This is a genomic window from Xenorhabdus thailandensis (genome assembly GCF_037996785.1).
GTDB classification, from domain to species: domain Bacteria; phylum Pseudomonadota; class Gammaproteobacteria; order Enterobacterales; family Enterobacteriaceae; genus Xenorhabdus; species Xenorhabdus griffiniae.
On the sequence record NZ_JBBMXF010000007.1, the window covers coordinates 1,060,877 to 1,075,850 of the forward strand.

Sequence of the window (14,974 nt, forward strand, 5' to 3'; positions counted from 1 at the left end):
ACCTTCTGTACCACCAAGGACAAAACAATGAGGCAAGCTATTCGCGATCTCGTCCTACCGTTTTAGACGGTTTGATTGCTTGCCACCTTAATGGAAAAAACCATCATTGAAAGTTTTCTATTTAGCAAAATCCGCCGTAAACCCTCGCCCAATGCGGGCGGGGATATAAGAAGACAATCTTCCCGTGATGGTTTAAACAGAATTTGGGTTAACTCCATTTCATTATTTATTACTGTTTGATATCGTTCGTGATCTGAATAAGTGATGGCTAGAGATAAGGCAGTAATATGAGAATTTGGGGCAAATATCTTTTATTTGGATTTTTCATTTCGTTATTATCGGGATGCCATTTTCGACCCACTGATCAGGCGCAGCAGTATAAAGATGGGCGAATTACCCGAAACCTTCAGTTGGTTAATATCCCTAATGCCGAAGGTTCTCCGGTTAATGCCAAGGATTTTGTTACCCAAGTTGAATATATCAGCAAATCTTCTCCTCGTCTGTATGACAATAACCGTGCATTATTTAATGCAATTGAGCACTGGATGCTGTCTGGTGGTGATACTCGTGATTTAAATGAATTTGGTTTACTGGCTTATCAGATGGAAGGTGAAGATAAATACGGCAACGTGAAGTTTACCGGCTATTACACACCTGTTTTACAAGCACGACATACTCAGCAAGGCGAGTTTAAATATCCACTATATCGTATGCCTGCTTACTCACGTTCCCGCTTGCCAAGTCGCGCTGAGATATACAGGGGGGTACTGAGCAAGAAATTTATTATCGGGTACAGTAACTCCCTGATGGATAATTTTATGATGGAAGTTCAGGGGAGTGGCTATGTCGATTTTGGCGATGGGCGTCCGTTGACCTTTTTTGGCTATGGGGGAAAGAATGGACATCCCTATCGCAGTATTGGCAAGGTGCTGATCGACCGTGGAGAAGTACCGAGCGAAAAAATGTCGATGAAAGCTATCCGGCAATGGGGAGAACAGCACAGTGAAGCCGAAGTGAGAGAAGTGCTGGAGCAGAATCCTTCATTCGTTTTCTTTAAGCCTGAATCTTATACGCTTGTGAGGGGAGCCAGTGCCGTGCCTCTTATTGCAAAAGCGTCGGTAGCATCTGATAAATCATTAATCCCTCCCGGAACAGCTTTGCTGGCGGAAGTGCCTGTGCTGGATGAAAAGGGCAAATTTACCGGCCAGTATCGGATGCGCCTGATGGTGGCACTGGATGTTGGTGGTGCCATCAAAGGAAATCATTTCGATATTTATCACGGTGTTGGGGAAAAAGCGGGTGAAATGGCGGGTTTTTATAATCACTATGGCCGTGTTTGGGTATTGAAGAAAGCATCATCTGGTTTTTTAGCGGCAAACCAGTAAGATCTCCCCAGTTTAAACGATCAATCGACAACCTACCTCAATAGAGGTGGGTTTTATGCAGGATTTATTTAGCAATGCAAGTTTCTCTCTCTGATGCTTATCTTCAGCGTTTCGCTGGTACGGCGCGGTTATATGGCCAGAAAGCGCTTTCATTATTTGCCCGTTCCCATGTCTGTGTTGTCGGAATCGGTGGTGTGGGTTCATGGGCGGCAGAAGCGCTGGCGCGTACCGGTATTGGTGCAATTACGTTGATTGATATGGATGACGTCTGCATCACTAATACCAACCGTCAGTTGCACACGTTGGTACAGAATGTGGGCTTACCAAAAACGGAAGTCATTGCACAGCGGATACGAGCGATTAATCCTGAATGTCGGGTGACTTGCATTGATGATTTTGTCACCCCTGATAATGTGGCTGAATTGATATCCACAGAGTTTAGTTATGTTATTGATGCCATTGATAGCGTACGGCCGAAAGCGGCGTTACTGGCCTATTGTCGCCGCTATAAGATCCCGCTTGTGACGACGGGTGGAGCGGGTGGGCAACTTGATCCTACCCAGATCCAGGTGGTGGATTTAGCAAAAACGGTGCAAGATCCATTAGCGGCGAAATTGAAGGAGCGCTTGAAGTCGGATTACCGCGTAGTGAAAAACGGCAAAGGTAAATTAGGTATTGACTGCGTTTTTTCAACGGAACAGTTAGTTTATCCGCAATCTGACGGTACAGTTTGCGCTGCCAAAAGCACTGCGGAGGGTTCCAAGCGAATGGATTGCGCTTCTGGTTTTGGTGCCGCAACGATGGTTACGGCGACTTTTGGTTTTGTTGCGGTATCCCACGCATTGAAAAAGATGGTGGCGAAAGCTGAACGGGAAAATAGGCTTTAAGCGAACCTAATGAATGTAAGTGCTTGCTATTTCCTGAACGGTATTTATCAGGGATTTCACGCCATTGAGTCTTGAGCCACTGAGTTGTTGTTCCAGGCCGAGTTGTTGGAATAGCTCGGCCAAAGGGATTTGTACAACCTGCTCTGGGGTTTTGCCTTCCACGGCAGTCAGCAGGATTGCCAATAACCCTTTGACGATACGGCCTTCGCTATCGCCATAAAAATGCAATCGGCCGTCTGCAAGTTGTTGATACCCCAACCAGACGCGATTTTCACAGCCGGATCTTTCGATATTTTGCTGTTTTAGTTCACCCGCTAAAGGAGGCAGTTTTTTAGCCAGGCCGATGAGCTGCCGGTAACGATCTTCCCACAATTTGCATTGCTGAAAGTTTTCAATAAGTTGCTGTTGCGTAATTTCTGTTCCGAATGGATGCGGAGCCAAGATGGTATCTGAGAGTTGTGTCATGGGTTATTTATCTTTACTTTTGGGAAAGAAAAAATGTGAATAAAATTAAATTACATCAATATTATATGAAGCGTTTTATCCTTCATTTAGCCTTTCATAGGCTGATGATACAGTTTTATATATCTAACCGATGATGGATATGCAAGTTTTGATATAAATTGGATTAAGAAATTTTGTAAATATTCTGCCCTTATGCTTTCTTCTATTTAGCGAAATCCTCCGTAAGTTCTTGTATCTTGAAATGCGACTTACTATAAGAAATGATTAAATTTGGTACGGTATATGCAGCCCGTTACCTCATAAAAAATATCGCTTAAGACAGTAGCTTGACAGGATGAGGGACAATCACATTTTTAATATACCAATCTAACTTCAAGATGTATGTGATTTCTCCCCGCGAAGCAGGGAGAAATCAGGTTTCATAGCGTGTTGTAAATTACAACTTGAAGTTTAATGCATATAGATATTATTCATTGATCTTTATGAATATTTCCCAATGGAAATATTTGTCTATTATCATTATGTATAAGAATATTGTAAATATAATAAAATATTATTTGGTCTATTATAAATAATTCCCATATTATCTAACTGCATAGATGTATTATTTCATCATATACCAATATATACCAATCTAACTTCAAGATGCATGTGATTTCTCCCCGCGAAGCGGAGAGAAATCAGGTTTCATAGCGTATTGTAAATTGCAACTTGAAGTTTAATGCGTATAAATAACGCTAACATATAGGCAGGTCTATTGTGATGAGTTATTAAATTAAATAATAAAATCATATATTTTATCTATTTTTTCTCCATTTCATGGAATATAAAAGAGGATAATGTTATGAACGAAATAGAACACAATGAAATAAAATTTAAAATCATTGAAGATTTTAAACGAGATGCAAAGGGTAAATTGGAGCCAGATATTATCGGTGAAGCCGTAAAAAAAATAGCTTCTCCAAAGAGCGAGAAATATTATGCTACAGGTGATGCACAAAGTTTCATCTTTTTCATCATGTTTAGCCTGGAAACAGATATTGATAAAAAGTCTTTTAGTGGGAAGGCTGGTGGGCTGACTTCTGCCGGTTTTGCTTGGATGGAAGGCTATATTTATACAGACGATTTGGGTAAACTTTATTCTGATACGGTAAGTTTCGAGTTTAATTCAACATTTGCATACCTTAGTTTACTTTTCTTTGACTCACACAGTCATCTGCTTGGTCACTTCCAAAGCGCCGCTATTTCCACTATATCAGGTATTGGTGGTGGATCAGGTTCATGGAGTTAATTCTTTACCATACATAATTTCAGTTAAGTCTAATGATTAGTGGAATGTTATGTCCTTGCTGTGTAATACCTTATACAGCAAGGACTATTATTATGGATTATTTAAAGGAGTAGAGATTTTTACTTTATTTCTAGATTAATGATGGCGTATTTATTTGTATTAATCAGATTTATAAGATTAAAATAATTTAATTAAATATTGATCAGAAAAAAGGAGGGTTTAAAGTTTGATAGTGATCCGCCATTAAGCTGAAAACCTACCAAAATATATTTGATAGGCTTTTATACGAGGTATAACTAATAACAAGACAATATCAATCATCCATCAGCAACGCTAGCGCAAATTTTACGGCACTTATCAATCTATCCGCATCTTGCTGGTTATTATAAGGCATGAACGAAGCGCGCAGACAGCCGCTGATCCCAAAGGCATCCAGCAAGGGTTGGGCACAGTGTTGGCCTGAACGCAGAGAGATATTTTGTTCGGCAATCAGCGTTGCTAAATCATTGTGGTGTATTCCGGCGATATTGAACGCCAGTAAGCTGGAACCCGCTGCACGGTAACTGTTAAATCCTGCCAGCATACTAAGTTGCTGTTCGGTGTAATCCGTCAGGGCAATCGCATGGGATTCTGCGAGCTGGATATCAAGCGTTTTCAACCATTCCAGCGTCGTTGCAAACCCGACCACACCGGCAACATTGGGTGTCCCCGCTTCAAAACGATAAGGCACGGCTTCCGGTGTGAAACCATCGAACGAAACTTGAGTCAGCATTTTTCCGCCGCCATGCCACGGTGACATCGCATTCAACCATTCATTTTTGCCATACAACACCCCCAATCCATTTGGGCCATACAGTTTATGTGCAGAGAAGGCATAAAAGTCGATATTCAGTTGTTGTACATTGACCGGTGCGTGAACGATACCCTGAGCACCATCGACCAAAACACGGCAATCATATTGATGGGCGAGTGCGGTAACTTGTGCCAAATCTACTGCGGCGCCGGTAACGTTAGACATCTGGCTGATGGCAACTAAGCGGCTTTTTTCATTCAAGAGTGCTGCCAGGGTATCGATTTCTGGTTGGCGTCGATTGCCAATCGGCCATTTAACGATTTTGGCACCGGTTTGTTCTGCCAGAATCAGCCACGGTAACAGGTTAGCATGGTGTTCCTGCTCGCTGACAATGATTTCATCACCCACATTCAGACGAGGGCGAAAGTAACTTTGGGCAACCAGATTGATGGACTCAGTAGTCCCTTTTGTCCAGATAATATTTTCAGGCAATGGCGCATTGATCAATTCCGCCACCAGTGAACGAGCCTGCTCATAACGGGCAGTCATGGCCTGCGCAGTGGCATGTTGACTGCGGTGTACTGTTGCACTGTGGTTTTGGTAATAGTGCTCGGTCGCCTCAATCATACATGCCGGTTTTAATGCCGTGGCGGCACTGTCCAGAAATGTGGTGGATTGTTGCAGGGCAGGGAACTGCTGGCGGAATTTTTCTGAGTCAAAGGCTTTCATAAACGCTGCTAATTTAATCGTTGTGTGATAAAGAATAAGTTTTTCTTTAATCAAGGGACAGGGAATTTTACAGGAGAAAGCAGGGAAAAAAAGCACCGCAACTGCGGTGCAATAAAAAATCACTATGGACAGACAGGGTAAATGTACAGGAAGTGAAAAAAAACAGTAGCTTATGCTACAAAGCCTGGTTTCCCAGACAACTTGCAAACACAACATCACAACCACAAAGCCAAAAGTTTCAATGTATCGCGACAAAGAGACTTTTCGTTCCGGCTTAGGAAGTGCGCACACTATAGGGATTTGCTGGTATATCATCAATGGACAAATTATAATGCTTCGGATTACAAAAACTAATAACTGAATGAAAAGAGTTACCGGTATCGTCACCCCTATACAGGAAAAGAACATATAAGAAACGAACATGTCTAAACGTTTACCTCCACTCAATGCGTTACGCGTTTTTGATGCCGCGGCTCGTCATTTAAGTTTTACTAAAGCGGCAGAAGAATTATTTGTGACTCAGGCCGCTGTTAGCCATCAAATGAAAAGTCTGGAAGATTTCCTGGGATTAAAGCTCTTTCGTCGCCGCAATCGTTCGTTATTGTTGACGGAAGAGGGGCAGAGTTACTATCTCGATATCAAGGAGATTTTTACTGCTATCAATGACGCGACTCGCAAACTTCAGGCACGCAGTGCCAAGGGCGCGTTAACGGTTAGTTTATCCCCCAGTTTTGCGATTCAGTGGTTAGTACCTCGGCTTTCCGGTTTTAATCAGAGTTTTCCGGGGATTGATGTTCGCATTCAGGCAGTGAATCGGGAAGAAGATAAACTGGCTGATGATGTTGATGTCGCGATCTTTTATGGCAGAGGCAACTGGCCAGGGTTGCGCACCGATCGCCTTTATCCCGAATATCTGCTGCCTGTCTGTTCTCCTGCGCTGCTGACGGGGGATCGCCCATTGAAAACGCCCGCCGATCTTGCCAAGCATACGCTGTTGCATGATTCATCCCGCCGGGATTGGCAAGCCTATATTCGCCAGCTTGATATGCAGCAACAGATTAATGTCCAGCAAGGGCCAATATTCAGCCATAGTGCGATGGTGATCCAGGCGGCGGTGCATGGTCAAGGTGTTGCGCTAGCCAATAATGTGATGGCACAAAATGAAATTGATGCAGGGCGCCTTGTCTGCCCATTTAATGATGTTTTGGTCAGTAAGAATGCATTTTATTTGGTTTGCCACGATAATCAGGCAGAATTGGGCAAGATTGCGGCTTTCCGCAAATGGATACTAACCCAGGCAGCAACTGAGCAAGAAAGGTTAGGATTTATTACCCAATACACCTAATAACTGACAAACAGAGACAGGAGCCTGTGATGAGCAGTCGAACGATGCTTATTTTTGTTGGGATCAGTGGTTTTTTCTACGTGGCATTGGGCGCGATGGGCGCACATATGTTAGCGCCTATCCTGACACCACGTCAGATGGAATGGATCCATACCGGCCTGCAATATCAAGGATTACATACACTCGCCATGATGGTTCTGGCTGCTTTGTTGATGCGCCAGCCTATAGCGCTGTTTGGTTGGAGTGGGATTTTTTTTACGGCGGGAATTGTGCTGTTTAGTGGCAGCCTTTATTGTCTGGCCTTTTTACCGCTAAAATTTCTGGTTTATTTGACACCAATCGGTGGGTTCAGTTTTCTCATTGGTTGGTTATGTGTATTAATTGGCGCTTTGCGTCTAAGGAAATCGGCGCTTAGCCATGAATAAAGTTGCTTTATATTGCCGCCCTGGTTTTGAAAAAGAGTGTGCGGCAGAGATTACCGATCAGGCGGGTAAAAGAGAAATTTACGGTTTTGCCCGTGTGAAAGAGAACAGTGGATATGTGCTGTTTGAGTGTTATCAGCCCGATGATGCGGATCGCCTGATCCGTGAAATACCGTTTGGTGAGTTGGTTTTTGCTCGTCAAATGTTGGTTGTGGGCGAATTACTGAAAGATTTACCGCAGGAAGATCGCATTACCCCGATTATTGGCATGTTGAGCGGTGTCATTGAGAGGGCGGGCGAGCTGCGTGTTGAGGTGCCGGATACCAATGAAGGCAAAGAGTTGATGAAGTTTTGCCGTAAGTTTACTGTTCCGTTGCGTAATGCGATGCGCCAGGAAAAACTTCTGTTGGTAAAGGAAAATTATAGTCGTCCTGTTATTCATGTCTTTTTCATCGCTTCGGGCTGCTGCTATGTCGGGTATTCCTATAGCAATAATAATTCCCGTTTTTATATGGGTATTCCTCGTCTTAAATTCCCTTCGGATGCACCAAGCCGTTCAACGCTGAAACTGGAAGAAGCCTTTCATATATTCATTCCTTATGACGAATGGGAAGAGCGTCTGGGTAGCGGCCTTCATGCCGTTGATCTCGGTGCTTGTCCGGGAGGATGGACTTACCAACTCGTCAAACGCAGTATGATAGTTCACGCGGTAGATAATGGGTCGATGGCTGATAGCTTAATGGAAACAGGCCAGGTAAAGCATCATCGTGTGGATGGTTTTAAATTTGAACCATCAGTGAAAAACATTTACTGGCTGGTTTGTGACATGGTTGAAAAACCTGCCAAAGTCGCCCAATTGATGACGGATTGGCTGGTAAAAAGCTGGTGCCGCGAGGCGATATTCAATCTTAAGTTGCCGATGAAAAAGCGTTATGAGGAAGTCGCTCATCTATTGCAAAAAATAGAACAGCAATTGAAAGAAAATGGTGTGAATGCGCAGATTCAGGCGAAGCACCTGTATCACGATCGTGAAGAGATCACTGTACACATCCGTCGTATTTGGTCTGTGTATGCCACTAATCGAGATTATTAATACAATTCTTTATTATTAAGTATGCTGCCTTATTGGCAGCACTTATTCTATCTATCGTCTTATTATCCTATTTATTTGTTGTCATACCACTTAAATAGGTTTTCATAATACTGAGAGTATCAGATGTTGGCGTTCCTTACCCCGCGCGGAGCGCGGGGTAAGGAATACTCCTATCGTTTTGAAACGCTATTTAATTCAACGATTTCAGTTACCCTTATCTCAAATACAAGTGTGAAACCCAGGGATATATACGCGTTACTTTTCAAGTTGCGGCTTATAAATCAATGTGTGGTTTATATCTCCCCCGCGAAGCGGGGGAGATATAAGACGCATCTTGAAGTGAGATTGGTATATACACATTAAACTTCAAGTTGCAATTTACAACACGATATGAAAATTGATGTCTCCCCTGCGAAGCGGGGAGACATCAAACGCATCTTGAAATTAGATTGGTATAGAATTAATTTCAGGTTGAATAAAAAACAACCAACGCTTAAAAAGGCAGGGAAAAAACAGATAAAGAGATAATTCTTTCTTAATATCAATTTTCAGCAGATAAAAACAACATAATTTATGACTAAATTATGTTGTTTTTTTATTATCAAAAAAATTTCAGTGAGAAATTAATAATTAATTACATAAACTAAATTTGTTCAATATGTATTCTAAAAAAGTATATTAATTATTTTTACACAGACAGTAACTAACGCTATTTTATTCTAGAGTTTTATTTCTAAGTGGGGCTTAGAAAGAATTTAAAACTCTTACCTCCGTTATTATCAAAATTTCGGGTTTTTAGGATATTTGTCTTTTTTTACAGGAGATTGATATGGCCTCAAAGAAAAAGTATACCTATACGGGGTTATCTGATTCCAATTCCGTCCAGGAAGTTAATTCATTTCTTAAAGCCTATGTTCCAAATTACGACGCCTCTATTCGGGTTGCGCATGATCCATTAGGAGACAATGCACCTGATCAGCTTCTGCGTGGCCACTATAAGTGGTCCAATAAGTATGTTAATTCTTCTGGCACTTTGGAATTATCGTACCATTTTATGGAATCGACGCCGGCTATCATGCCGTTGTTTGAAATTTCTAGTTTCAGTGCTTTTAATGAAGAACAAAAAGAAGCAGCGAAACTTTCTTTACAATCCTGGTCTGATGTTGCCAATATTAAATTTACCGAAGTAGGTAGTGCTAGAAAAGCGAATATCACTTTTGGTTTCTTTGATTATAGTGACAACGATGATTATGCGTTTGCCACTCTGCCACAAGGACAAAGAACCGCTTTTACATGGTATGACGCTACAAGCCATACTTTTACAGACAATGATATTGATGTGAATGGTTATGCTCGCCAGACTTTCACCCATGAAATTGGCCATGCACTAGGATTGGAGCACCCTGCCGATTACGATGCTTCTGATAAAGTGCGTCCAGGTTATATCACTAAAGCCGAATATTTCGAAGATTCTCGTGCCTATACGGTCATGAGTTATTTCAGTGAAAAATATACAGGCCAAGATTTTAAATATGAATATTCATCGGCGCCTCTGTTGAATGATATCTCTGCCATTCAGGCGCTGTATGGTGCGAATATGGAAACCCGGACGGGAGACACCATATATGGTTTCAATTCCAATACTGACCGCGACTTCCTGACCGCAACTGATGCGAACAGCAAACTGGTGTTCAGTGTCTGGGATGCGGATGGTGAAGATACTTTTGATTTTTCGGGTTTTACTCAAAATCAGCGTATCAACCTGAATGAAGGTGCTTTCTCTGATGTTGGCGGCCTGAAAGGCAACGTTTCTATCGCCCGTGGTGTCGTTATTGAGAATGCGATTGGTGGCAGCGGCGACGATATTCTGGTCGGTAACAGCGCAGACAACATCCTGAAAGGTGGTGCCGGCAATGACATCATTTATGGCGGCCTGGGCGGTGATCATCTGTGGGGCGGTGAAGGTAACGATACCTTTGTTTACCTGGATGGCAAAGAATCTCTGAAAGACAATCCAGACTGGATCCACGATTTCGTCTCGGGTGAAGACAAAATCGATCTGTCTGAATTCAATTTCGGAGGTACTGGCGATATCAAATTTGTCGATTCGTTCTCAGGTAAGGCGGGCGAAGTGTTGTTCACTTATGACGAAGTGGATGAGGTCACTAATCTGGAAATCAGCCTGGGTGGTGATCTGGCTGGCAATGATTTTCTGGTGAAAGTTGTCGGTCAACCGTTAACTGAAGCAGATTTCATCGTCTAATTAATAAAATATTGCCGTATTCCCCACAGGATACGGCAGTATTATGGACATGATGGAAAGGTGGAAATGGTGAACTTCTTGTTTTGTGGCGGTCGGTTTTATAGATCGAAATTGCTCTTATCGATAATTTTCTCTCTCTTTTTGGCAGGAGGATGTATGGCGAGTAGTTTGAGGCTTCCAACCGCGGGTGAGTTAAAAGGATTATGGCAACTCTCCGATGGAAATAAGCTGTGCAGTATTGAACTGACTGATACCCGTTTACCCGAAGGTTCGCTTTGGGCTTTGAAAGGGAATGCGTGTGTCACTGAGTTGATTGGGCAGCCTGTTGCAGGATGGTATCCATCTCCAGATGGCATCACATTGACCGATAATGATGGCAATAGCTTGGCCTTTTTCAGTCCTGAGTCAGAACAGTGGATTGCTTACTTTGTTGATGGCAGGAAACTGATCATGACATTCCTTTAATTTTTAGCATATTGCCAGTGAACGATCATCCGCTCTCACGGCGTTGATCAAAACTATACGTATGGCCTTGCAGTCGTTGATCCTTGGCTTAGGTGGCTGGTTGGTGATTATTAATATTTTATTGAAAATGATTTCTATTATCATTAACCTTCATCAAGGTGAAGTGAAATCTCTTTAATTTTCAATGAGGAAACCGTTATGCCAGTTTTTCCATTTCCATTTACATCCTCTGGGCCTATGTCACCGATAACAACTAAGCCTTGGTCACCTTTGCCATCTGGGCCTATGTCGCCAATACCATCTGGGCACTCATATGGATTTATTGGAGCCTACGACGTTATGCGTGGAAAGTCTCCAGGCACATATTTTAACAAAGCTGACGCCGACTTATTACCATACCATGGTGGTATAACAATAAAAATAGCTCCATCAGGGACGAAATATACGAATGAAGCAGGTAAAGTTAGCGAATCTCGTTTTGGACATGCATGGGTTGAATTTCAGGGAGAATCTATCGGATGGGGTTTAGGTGATGACAAAAGCGTCGGAGGAGTTGATAACCTAACATTTAGAGACTCTATGGCATACGATGCATCTGGTGATGGTATTGCTACTATAGCAGAAAACGGTAACCTCTTTTTTGATCACGATAATAACGGAATTATTGAAAGCTCAGGATGGATAGAGTCAAACAGTGCATTTTTAGTATGGGATAAAAATAAAGATGGGAAAATAAATAATGGAAATGAACTGTTTGGGAATAACTCGATATTAAAAAATGGCACCAAAGCAGATAATGGGTTCGCGGCATTAGCCGATCTGGATGATAATAATGATGGTATTTTTGACCAAAATGATAGCCTGTGGAACTCATTAGAGTTATGGATTGATGCTAATCGTGATGCGATAACTGACAGCGGAGAGCTACATAAATTAAGTGAATCAGGGATTTCTTCTATCAATCTTGCGCATAAGGAAAACGGATTCAAAGATATTAACGGTAACATTCATGGGCTGGAAAGCACCGTGAACTGGGATAATGGAAATGTGACTAAGATAGTAGATGTGTATTTTGCAGTGAATAAAAATAAGACAATTGAATCAGTTACCTCTCACATTGACATAGTAGGCGTAAATGATACTTTTAGCGAGGCTATATTATGATTGGTTTATTTTTTAAAAATAAAAAGAATTTAATTTATTCCATATTGTTTTTATCTTTTATGGCGCAAAGTTCAAACATGAGCAAACATAACATTCCATCGGCTATATTTAATTATCCAGATAATTTTTTATCAGCATTACCTATTCCAATGCCTAAAAATGAAAATGAATATTTTGAGTTGGTCAATAAAGCAGACGCTGGAGATCCCGAAGCAAATTGGATGCTTGCCGTAATACAACAGACTGTAGGTCATCATCAGGAGGCCAGTGAAAGATATCATTTATCTATTTCCAGAAATGATAAGTATAAGCTAGAGTCTATGGTTAATTTAGGATTTATTCTTGAAAAAGAAAATAAATTCGCTGAAGCCCATTCTCTTTTTGAACAAGCTGGAGAAAGTGGCTATTTTGAAGGTTACAACGCTATTGGGACTAATTATTTGAATGGAACAGGCGTAAAACAAAATTTTAATAAAGCGAAGAAGTATTATAAGAAAGCAAGTCAAATTGGGTGTAATGAATGCACGTATCTTATTAACAATTGGAATGATGTCGTTAAATTAAAAAAATCAGGAAAATAAATTTCGACATGAAATAAATAGCGTAATTTGATTTCATGAAAATCATCTAAAAATACGGTGGCCAAAGAAGGAAATGATAGCCGCCGTATGATGAATAAATAGCCGAGTTAAAAATTCATTCTTTTTGTTTTTGTTGTTAATTATAACTGCTGTGTTTTTAAACAGGAAAAGAAGAGGGGTAAGTAACCTCAAGTAGCAAGAGAATGCGGAGTCAAAAAAAGTGGAAAAGACATCAGACTGAATTAACTTATACTCATTTGATCGATATTATTGCAAGGCTCAATCTATTGATTGTTAAGGGATTATTTTGAAATTACGTTTTCCGAAGGATGAAATCACGGAGGTTATCCGTGCACGCAGCAAGGTCTTCTGGACTATTGGACTATTTACGGCATTCATCAATTTGCTGATGTTGGTTCCCACGATTTATATGCTGCAAGTCTATGATCGCGTACTGCCATCCAGTAATGAAATAACCTTGCTGATGCTGACGTTGATCACATTGGGGATGTTCGCCATGATGGGCGGGCTGGAATATATCCGCAGCCAGGTAGTGATCCGTATCGGCAGTCAGTTTGATATGTGCCTGAACCAGCGGGTTTATACCGCTTCCTATGAATCCAATCTGAAAAATGGTTCCACCGATGCAGGGCAAATGCTGAATGATCTGGCGACCATCCGCCAGTTTCTGACCGGCAATGCCCTGTTTGCCTTTTTTGATGCCCCTTGGTTTCCGGTCTATCTTGGCGTCATCTTTTTGTTCAGCCCCTATTTGGGATTGTTGGCGCTACTTGGGGCGATCATATTGATCATGCTGGCGGTATTGAACCAGTGGTTATCTCAAGCGCCATTGGCGGAAGCCAGTCATCTTTCTTTACGATCTGCCAACTTAGCCAGTACCAACCTGCGTAATGCCGAAGTGATCGAAGCGCTCGGTATGTTGCCCGCATTGCGCCGTCGTTGGTTTAGCCTGCATCAGCGTTTTCTCAATTTTCAGCGTATTGCCAGTGAACGTTCAGCCGCTATCACGGCGTTGACCAAAACAGTACGTATGGCCTTGCAGTCGTTGATCCTTGGCTTAGGTGGCTGGTTGGCGATTGAAGGGAGTATCACACCCGGAATGATGATTGCCGGTTCCATTTTGATGGGAAGAGCGTTGTCGCCGATTGAACAGTTGATACAGGCTTGGAAGAGCTGGAGCGCTGCCCGCTTGTCCTGGCAACGGCTGGACAAGCTGCTGAAAGCCCAACCAGAACGCAAAAGTGGTATGTCGTTGCCGCAGCCTAAAAGTGTGTTACTGATGGAAAAAGTATCAGCAATGCCACCGAATAAAACACGGGTACTTCAGGCTTCGCAAAACGGATCATCATCCAATAACCAATATGTTTTGCAGGATATCAATTTAGCCTTGAATGCCGGTGAAGTGTTGGGTGTGATTGGCCCCAGTGCGTCAGGGAAATCGACATTAGCCCGCTTGCTGGTAGGGATATGGCCAGCGCAAGAAGGCGTTGTACGGCTTGATGATGCGGATATCTACCAATGGAATAAAGATGAGTTAGGGGCATCCATTGGTTATCTGCCGCAGGATATTGAACTGTTTGGCGGCACAATTGCGGAGAATATCGCGCGTTTTAATGATGTTGAACCGGAAAAAGTCATCGAAGCGGCGAAAAAAGCTGGTGTCCATGAATTGGTGCTCAATCTTGAACAGGGTTATGACACGGTCATTGGTGCGGGTGGCATGGGGTTATCCGGTGGACAGAAACAACGAATAGGTTTGGCTCGTGCCTTGTATGGCAACCCATCGCTGGTGGTGTTGGATGAACCTAACTCGAATCTGGATGATATTGGCGAAAAAGCCTTAAGCCATGCGATCGCCCAATTACGGGAACAGGGGAAAACGGTGGTCGTTATCACTCACCGGCCTTCATTGCTCTCCCAAACAACCAAAATTTTGCTGTTGGTACAGGGGAAAATGAAAATGTTTGGCCCTTCCCAGCAAGTGATGGCGGCGCTGTCTCAATCTTCGTCACAGTTAAAAGCGGTCGAACGTGCCTCATAACATGATTCAGCCATATTTTAATCCTTGGG

13 protein-coding genes are annotated in these 14,974 nt (G+C 42.3%); 11 read left to right on the forward strand and 2 right to left on the reverse strand.

The window, feature by feature from the left end; all coding sequences use genetic code 11:
* The first annotated feature begins 287 nt into the window (after nucleotides 1-287).
* Nucleotides 288-1,385, forward strand: a complete 1,098-nt coding sequence (gene mltA, locus AAC853_RS07390; protein ID WP_340614105.1) for a murein transglycosylase A — start codon at nucleotides 288-290, stop codon at nucleotides 1,383-1,385.
* A gap of 74 nt (nucleotides 1,386-1,459) precedes the next feature.
* Nucleotides 1,460-2,272 carry a tRNA cyclic N6-threonylcarbamoyladenosine(37) synthase TcdA gene (tcdA, locus tag AAC853_RS07395; protein WP_340614106.1) on the forward strand — a complete coding sequence of 271 codons (813 nt, stop codon included), beginning with the start codon at nucleotides 1,460-1,462 and terminating at the stop codon, nucleotides 2,270-2,272.
* Nucleotides 2,273-2,278: 6 nt separating this feature from the next.
* On the opposite strand, the gene csdE is transcribed toward tcdA, so the two are convergent.
* Nucleotides 2,279-2,737, reverse strand: a complete 459-nt coding sequence (gene csdE / locus AAC853_RS07400; protein ID WP_340614107.1) for a cysteine desulfurase sulfur acceptor subunit CsdE — start codon at nucleotides 2,735-2,737, stop codon at nucleotides 2,279-2,281.
* A gap of 844 nt (nucleotides 2,738-3,581) precedes the next feature.
* On the opposite strand from csdE, the gene AAC853_RS07405 reads away from it, so the two are divergent.
* A complete protein-coding gene (locus AAC853_RS07405; protein ID WP_340614108.1) occupies nucleotides 3,582-4,028 on the forward strand; it encodes a VapA/VapB family virulence-associated protein in 447 nt (148 codons plus the stop codon).
* Nucleotides 4,029-4,341: 313 nt separating this feature from the next.
* On the opposite strand, the gene csdA is transcribed toward AAC853_RS07405, so the two are convergent.
* A complete protein-coding gene (gene csdA, locus AAC853_RS07410) occupies nucleotides 4,342-5,550 on the reverse strand; it encodes a cysteine desulfurase CsdA (RefSeq protein WP_340614109.1) in 1,209 nt (402 codons plus the stop codon).
* Between the two features lie 421 nt (nucleotides 5,551-5,971).
* On the opposite strand from csdA, the gene AAC853_RS07415 reads away from it, so the two are divergent.
* The 8 genes from AAC853_RS07415 (at nucleotide 5,972) to AAC853_RS07450 (ending at nucleotide 14,945) form a co-directional block, all read left to right on the forward strand.
* Nucleotides 5,972-6,895, forward strand: a complete 924-nt coding sequence (locus AAC853_RS07415) for a transcriptional regulator GcvA (RefSeq protein ID WP_340614110.1) — start codon at nucleotides 5,972-5,974, stop codon at nucleotides 6,893-6,895.
* 29 nt (nucleotides 6,896-6,924) lie between these two features.
* Nucleotides 6,925-7,320 (forward strand): DUF423 domain-containing protein, encoded by a 396-nt coding sequence (locus tag AAC853_RS07420; RefSeq protein WP_340614111.1) that lies wholly within the window; start codon nucleotides 6,925-6,927, stop codon nucleotides 7,318-7,320.
* Nucleotides 7,313-8,410, forward strand: coding sequence for a 23S rRNA (cytidine(2498)-2'-O)-methyltransferase RlmM (gene rlmM, locus AAC853_RS07425; RefSeq protein WP_338884413.1), 1,098 nt, complete (start codon nucleotides 7,313-7,315; stop codon nucleotides 8,408-8,410). Before AAC853_RS07420 ends, rlmM begins: the two co-directional genes overlap by 8 nt.
* Before the next feature lie 829 nt (nucleotides 8,411-9,239).
* The gene (locus AAC853_RS07430; RefSeq protein ID WP_340614112.1) at nucleotides 9,240-10,673 is read left to right on the forward strand and encodes a serralysin family metalloprotease; all 1,434 of its coding nucleotides are present in this window, start codon (nucleotides 9,240-9,242) and stop codon (nucleotides 10,671-10,673) included.
* Nucleotides 10,674-10,829: 156 nt separating this feature from the next.
* The gene (locus AAC853_RS07435; protein WP_340614113.1) at nucleotides 10,830-11,138 is read left to right on the forward strand and encodes a protease inhibitor Inh/omp19 family protein; all 309 of its coding nucleotides are present in this window, start codon (nucleotides 10,830-10,832) and stop codon (nucleotides 11,136-11,138) included.
* A gap of 198 nt (nucleotides 11,139-11,336) precedes the next feature.
* Complete coding sequence (locus AAC853_RS07440; RefSeq protein ID WP_340614114.1) at nucleotides 11,337-12,302, forward strand: hypothetical protein; 966 nt, start codon at nucleotides 11,337-11,339, stop codon at nucleotides 12,300-12,302.
* Nucleotides 12,299-12,883: a tetratricopeptide repeat protein gene (locus AAC853_RS07445; RefSeq protein WP_338803809.1), complete on the forward strand. Its 585-nt coding sequence runs from the start codon at nucleotides 12,299-12,301 to the stop codon at nucleotides 12,881-12,883. The genes AAC853_RS07440 and AAC853_RS07445 overlap by 4 nt, the downstream gene beginning before the upstream one ends.
* A gap of 307 nt (nucleotides 12,884-13,190) precedes the next feature.
* Nucleotides 13,191-14,945 (forward strand): type I secretion system permease/ATPase, encoded by a 1,755-nt coding sequence (locus AAC853_RS07450; RefSeq protein WP_340614116.1) that lies wholly within the window; start codon nucleotides 13,191-13,193, stop codon nucleotides 14,943-14,945.
* The last annotated feature ends 29 nt before the right edge of the window (nucleotides 14,946-14,974 follow it).

Bases quoted from the DNA above. Each gene is read 5' to 3' on its own strand.
- AAC853_RS07430 (WP_340614112.1), top strand. From the start codon at position 9,240: ATGGCCTCAAAGAAAAAGTATACCTATACGGGGTTATCTGATTCCAAT.
- AAC853_RS07435 (WP_340614113.1), top strand. From the start codon at position 10,830: ATGGCGAGTAGTTTGAGGCTTCCAACCGCGGGTGAGTTAAAAGGATTA.
- rlmM (WP_338884413.1), top strand. From the start codon at position 7,313: ATGAATAAAGTTGCTTTATATTGCCGCCCTGGTTTTGAAAAAGAGTGT.
- AAC853_RS07445 (WP_338803809.1), top strand. From the start codon at position 12,299: ATGATTGGTTTATTTTTTAAAAATAAAAAGAATTTAATTTATTCCATA.
- csdE (WP_340614107.1), bottom strand. From the start codon at position 2,737: ATGACACAACTCTCAGATACCATCTTGGCTCCGCATCCATTCGGAACA.
- tcdA (WP_340614106.1), top strand. From the start codon at position 1,460: ATGCAAGTTTCTCTCTCTGATGCTTATCTTCAGCGTTTCGCTGGTACG.
- AAC853_RS07415 (WP_340614110.1), top strand. From the start codon at position 5,972: ATGTCTAAACGTTTACCTCCACTCAATGCGTTACGCGTTTTTGATGCC.
- mltA (WP_340614105.1), top strand. From the start codon at position 288: ATGAGAATTTGGGGCAAATATCTTTTATTTGGATTTTTCATTTCGTTA.
- AAC853_RS07420 (WP_340614111.1), top strand. From the start codon at position 6,925: ATGAGCAGTCGAACGATGCTTATTTTTGTTGGGATCAGTGGTTTTTTC.
- AAC853_RS07440 (WP_340614114.1), top strand. From the start codon at position 11,337: ATGCCAGTTTTTCCATTTCCATTTACATCCTCTGGGCCTATGTCACCG.
- csdA (WP_340614109.1), bottom strand. From the start codon at position 5,550: ATGAAAGCCTTTGACTCAGAAAAATTCCGCCAGCAGTTCCCTGCCCTG.
- AAC853_RS07405 (WP_340614108.1), top strand. From the start codon at position 3,582: ATGAACGAAATAGAACACAATGAAATAAAATTTAAAATCATTGAAGAT.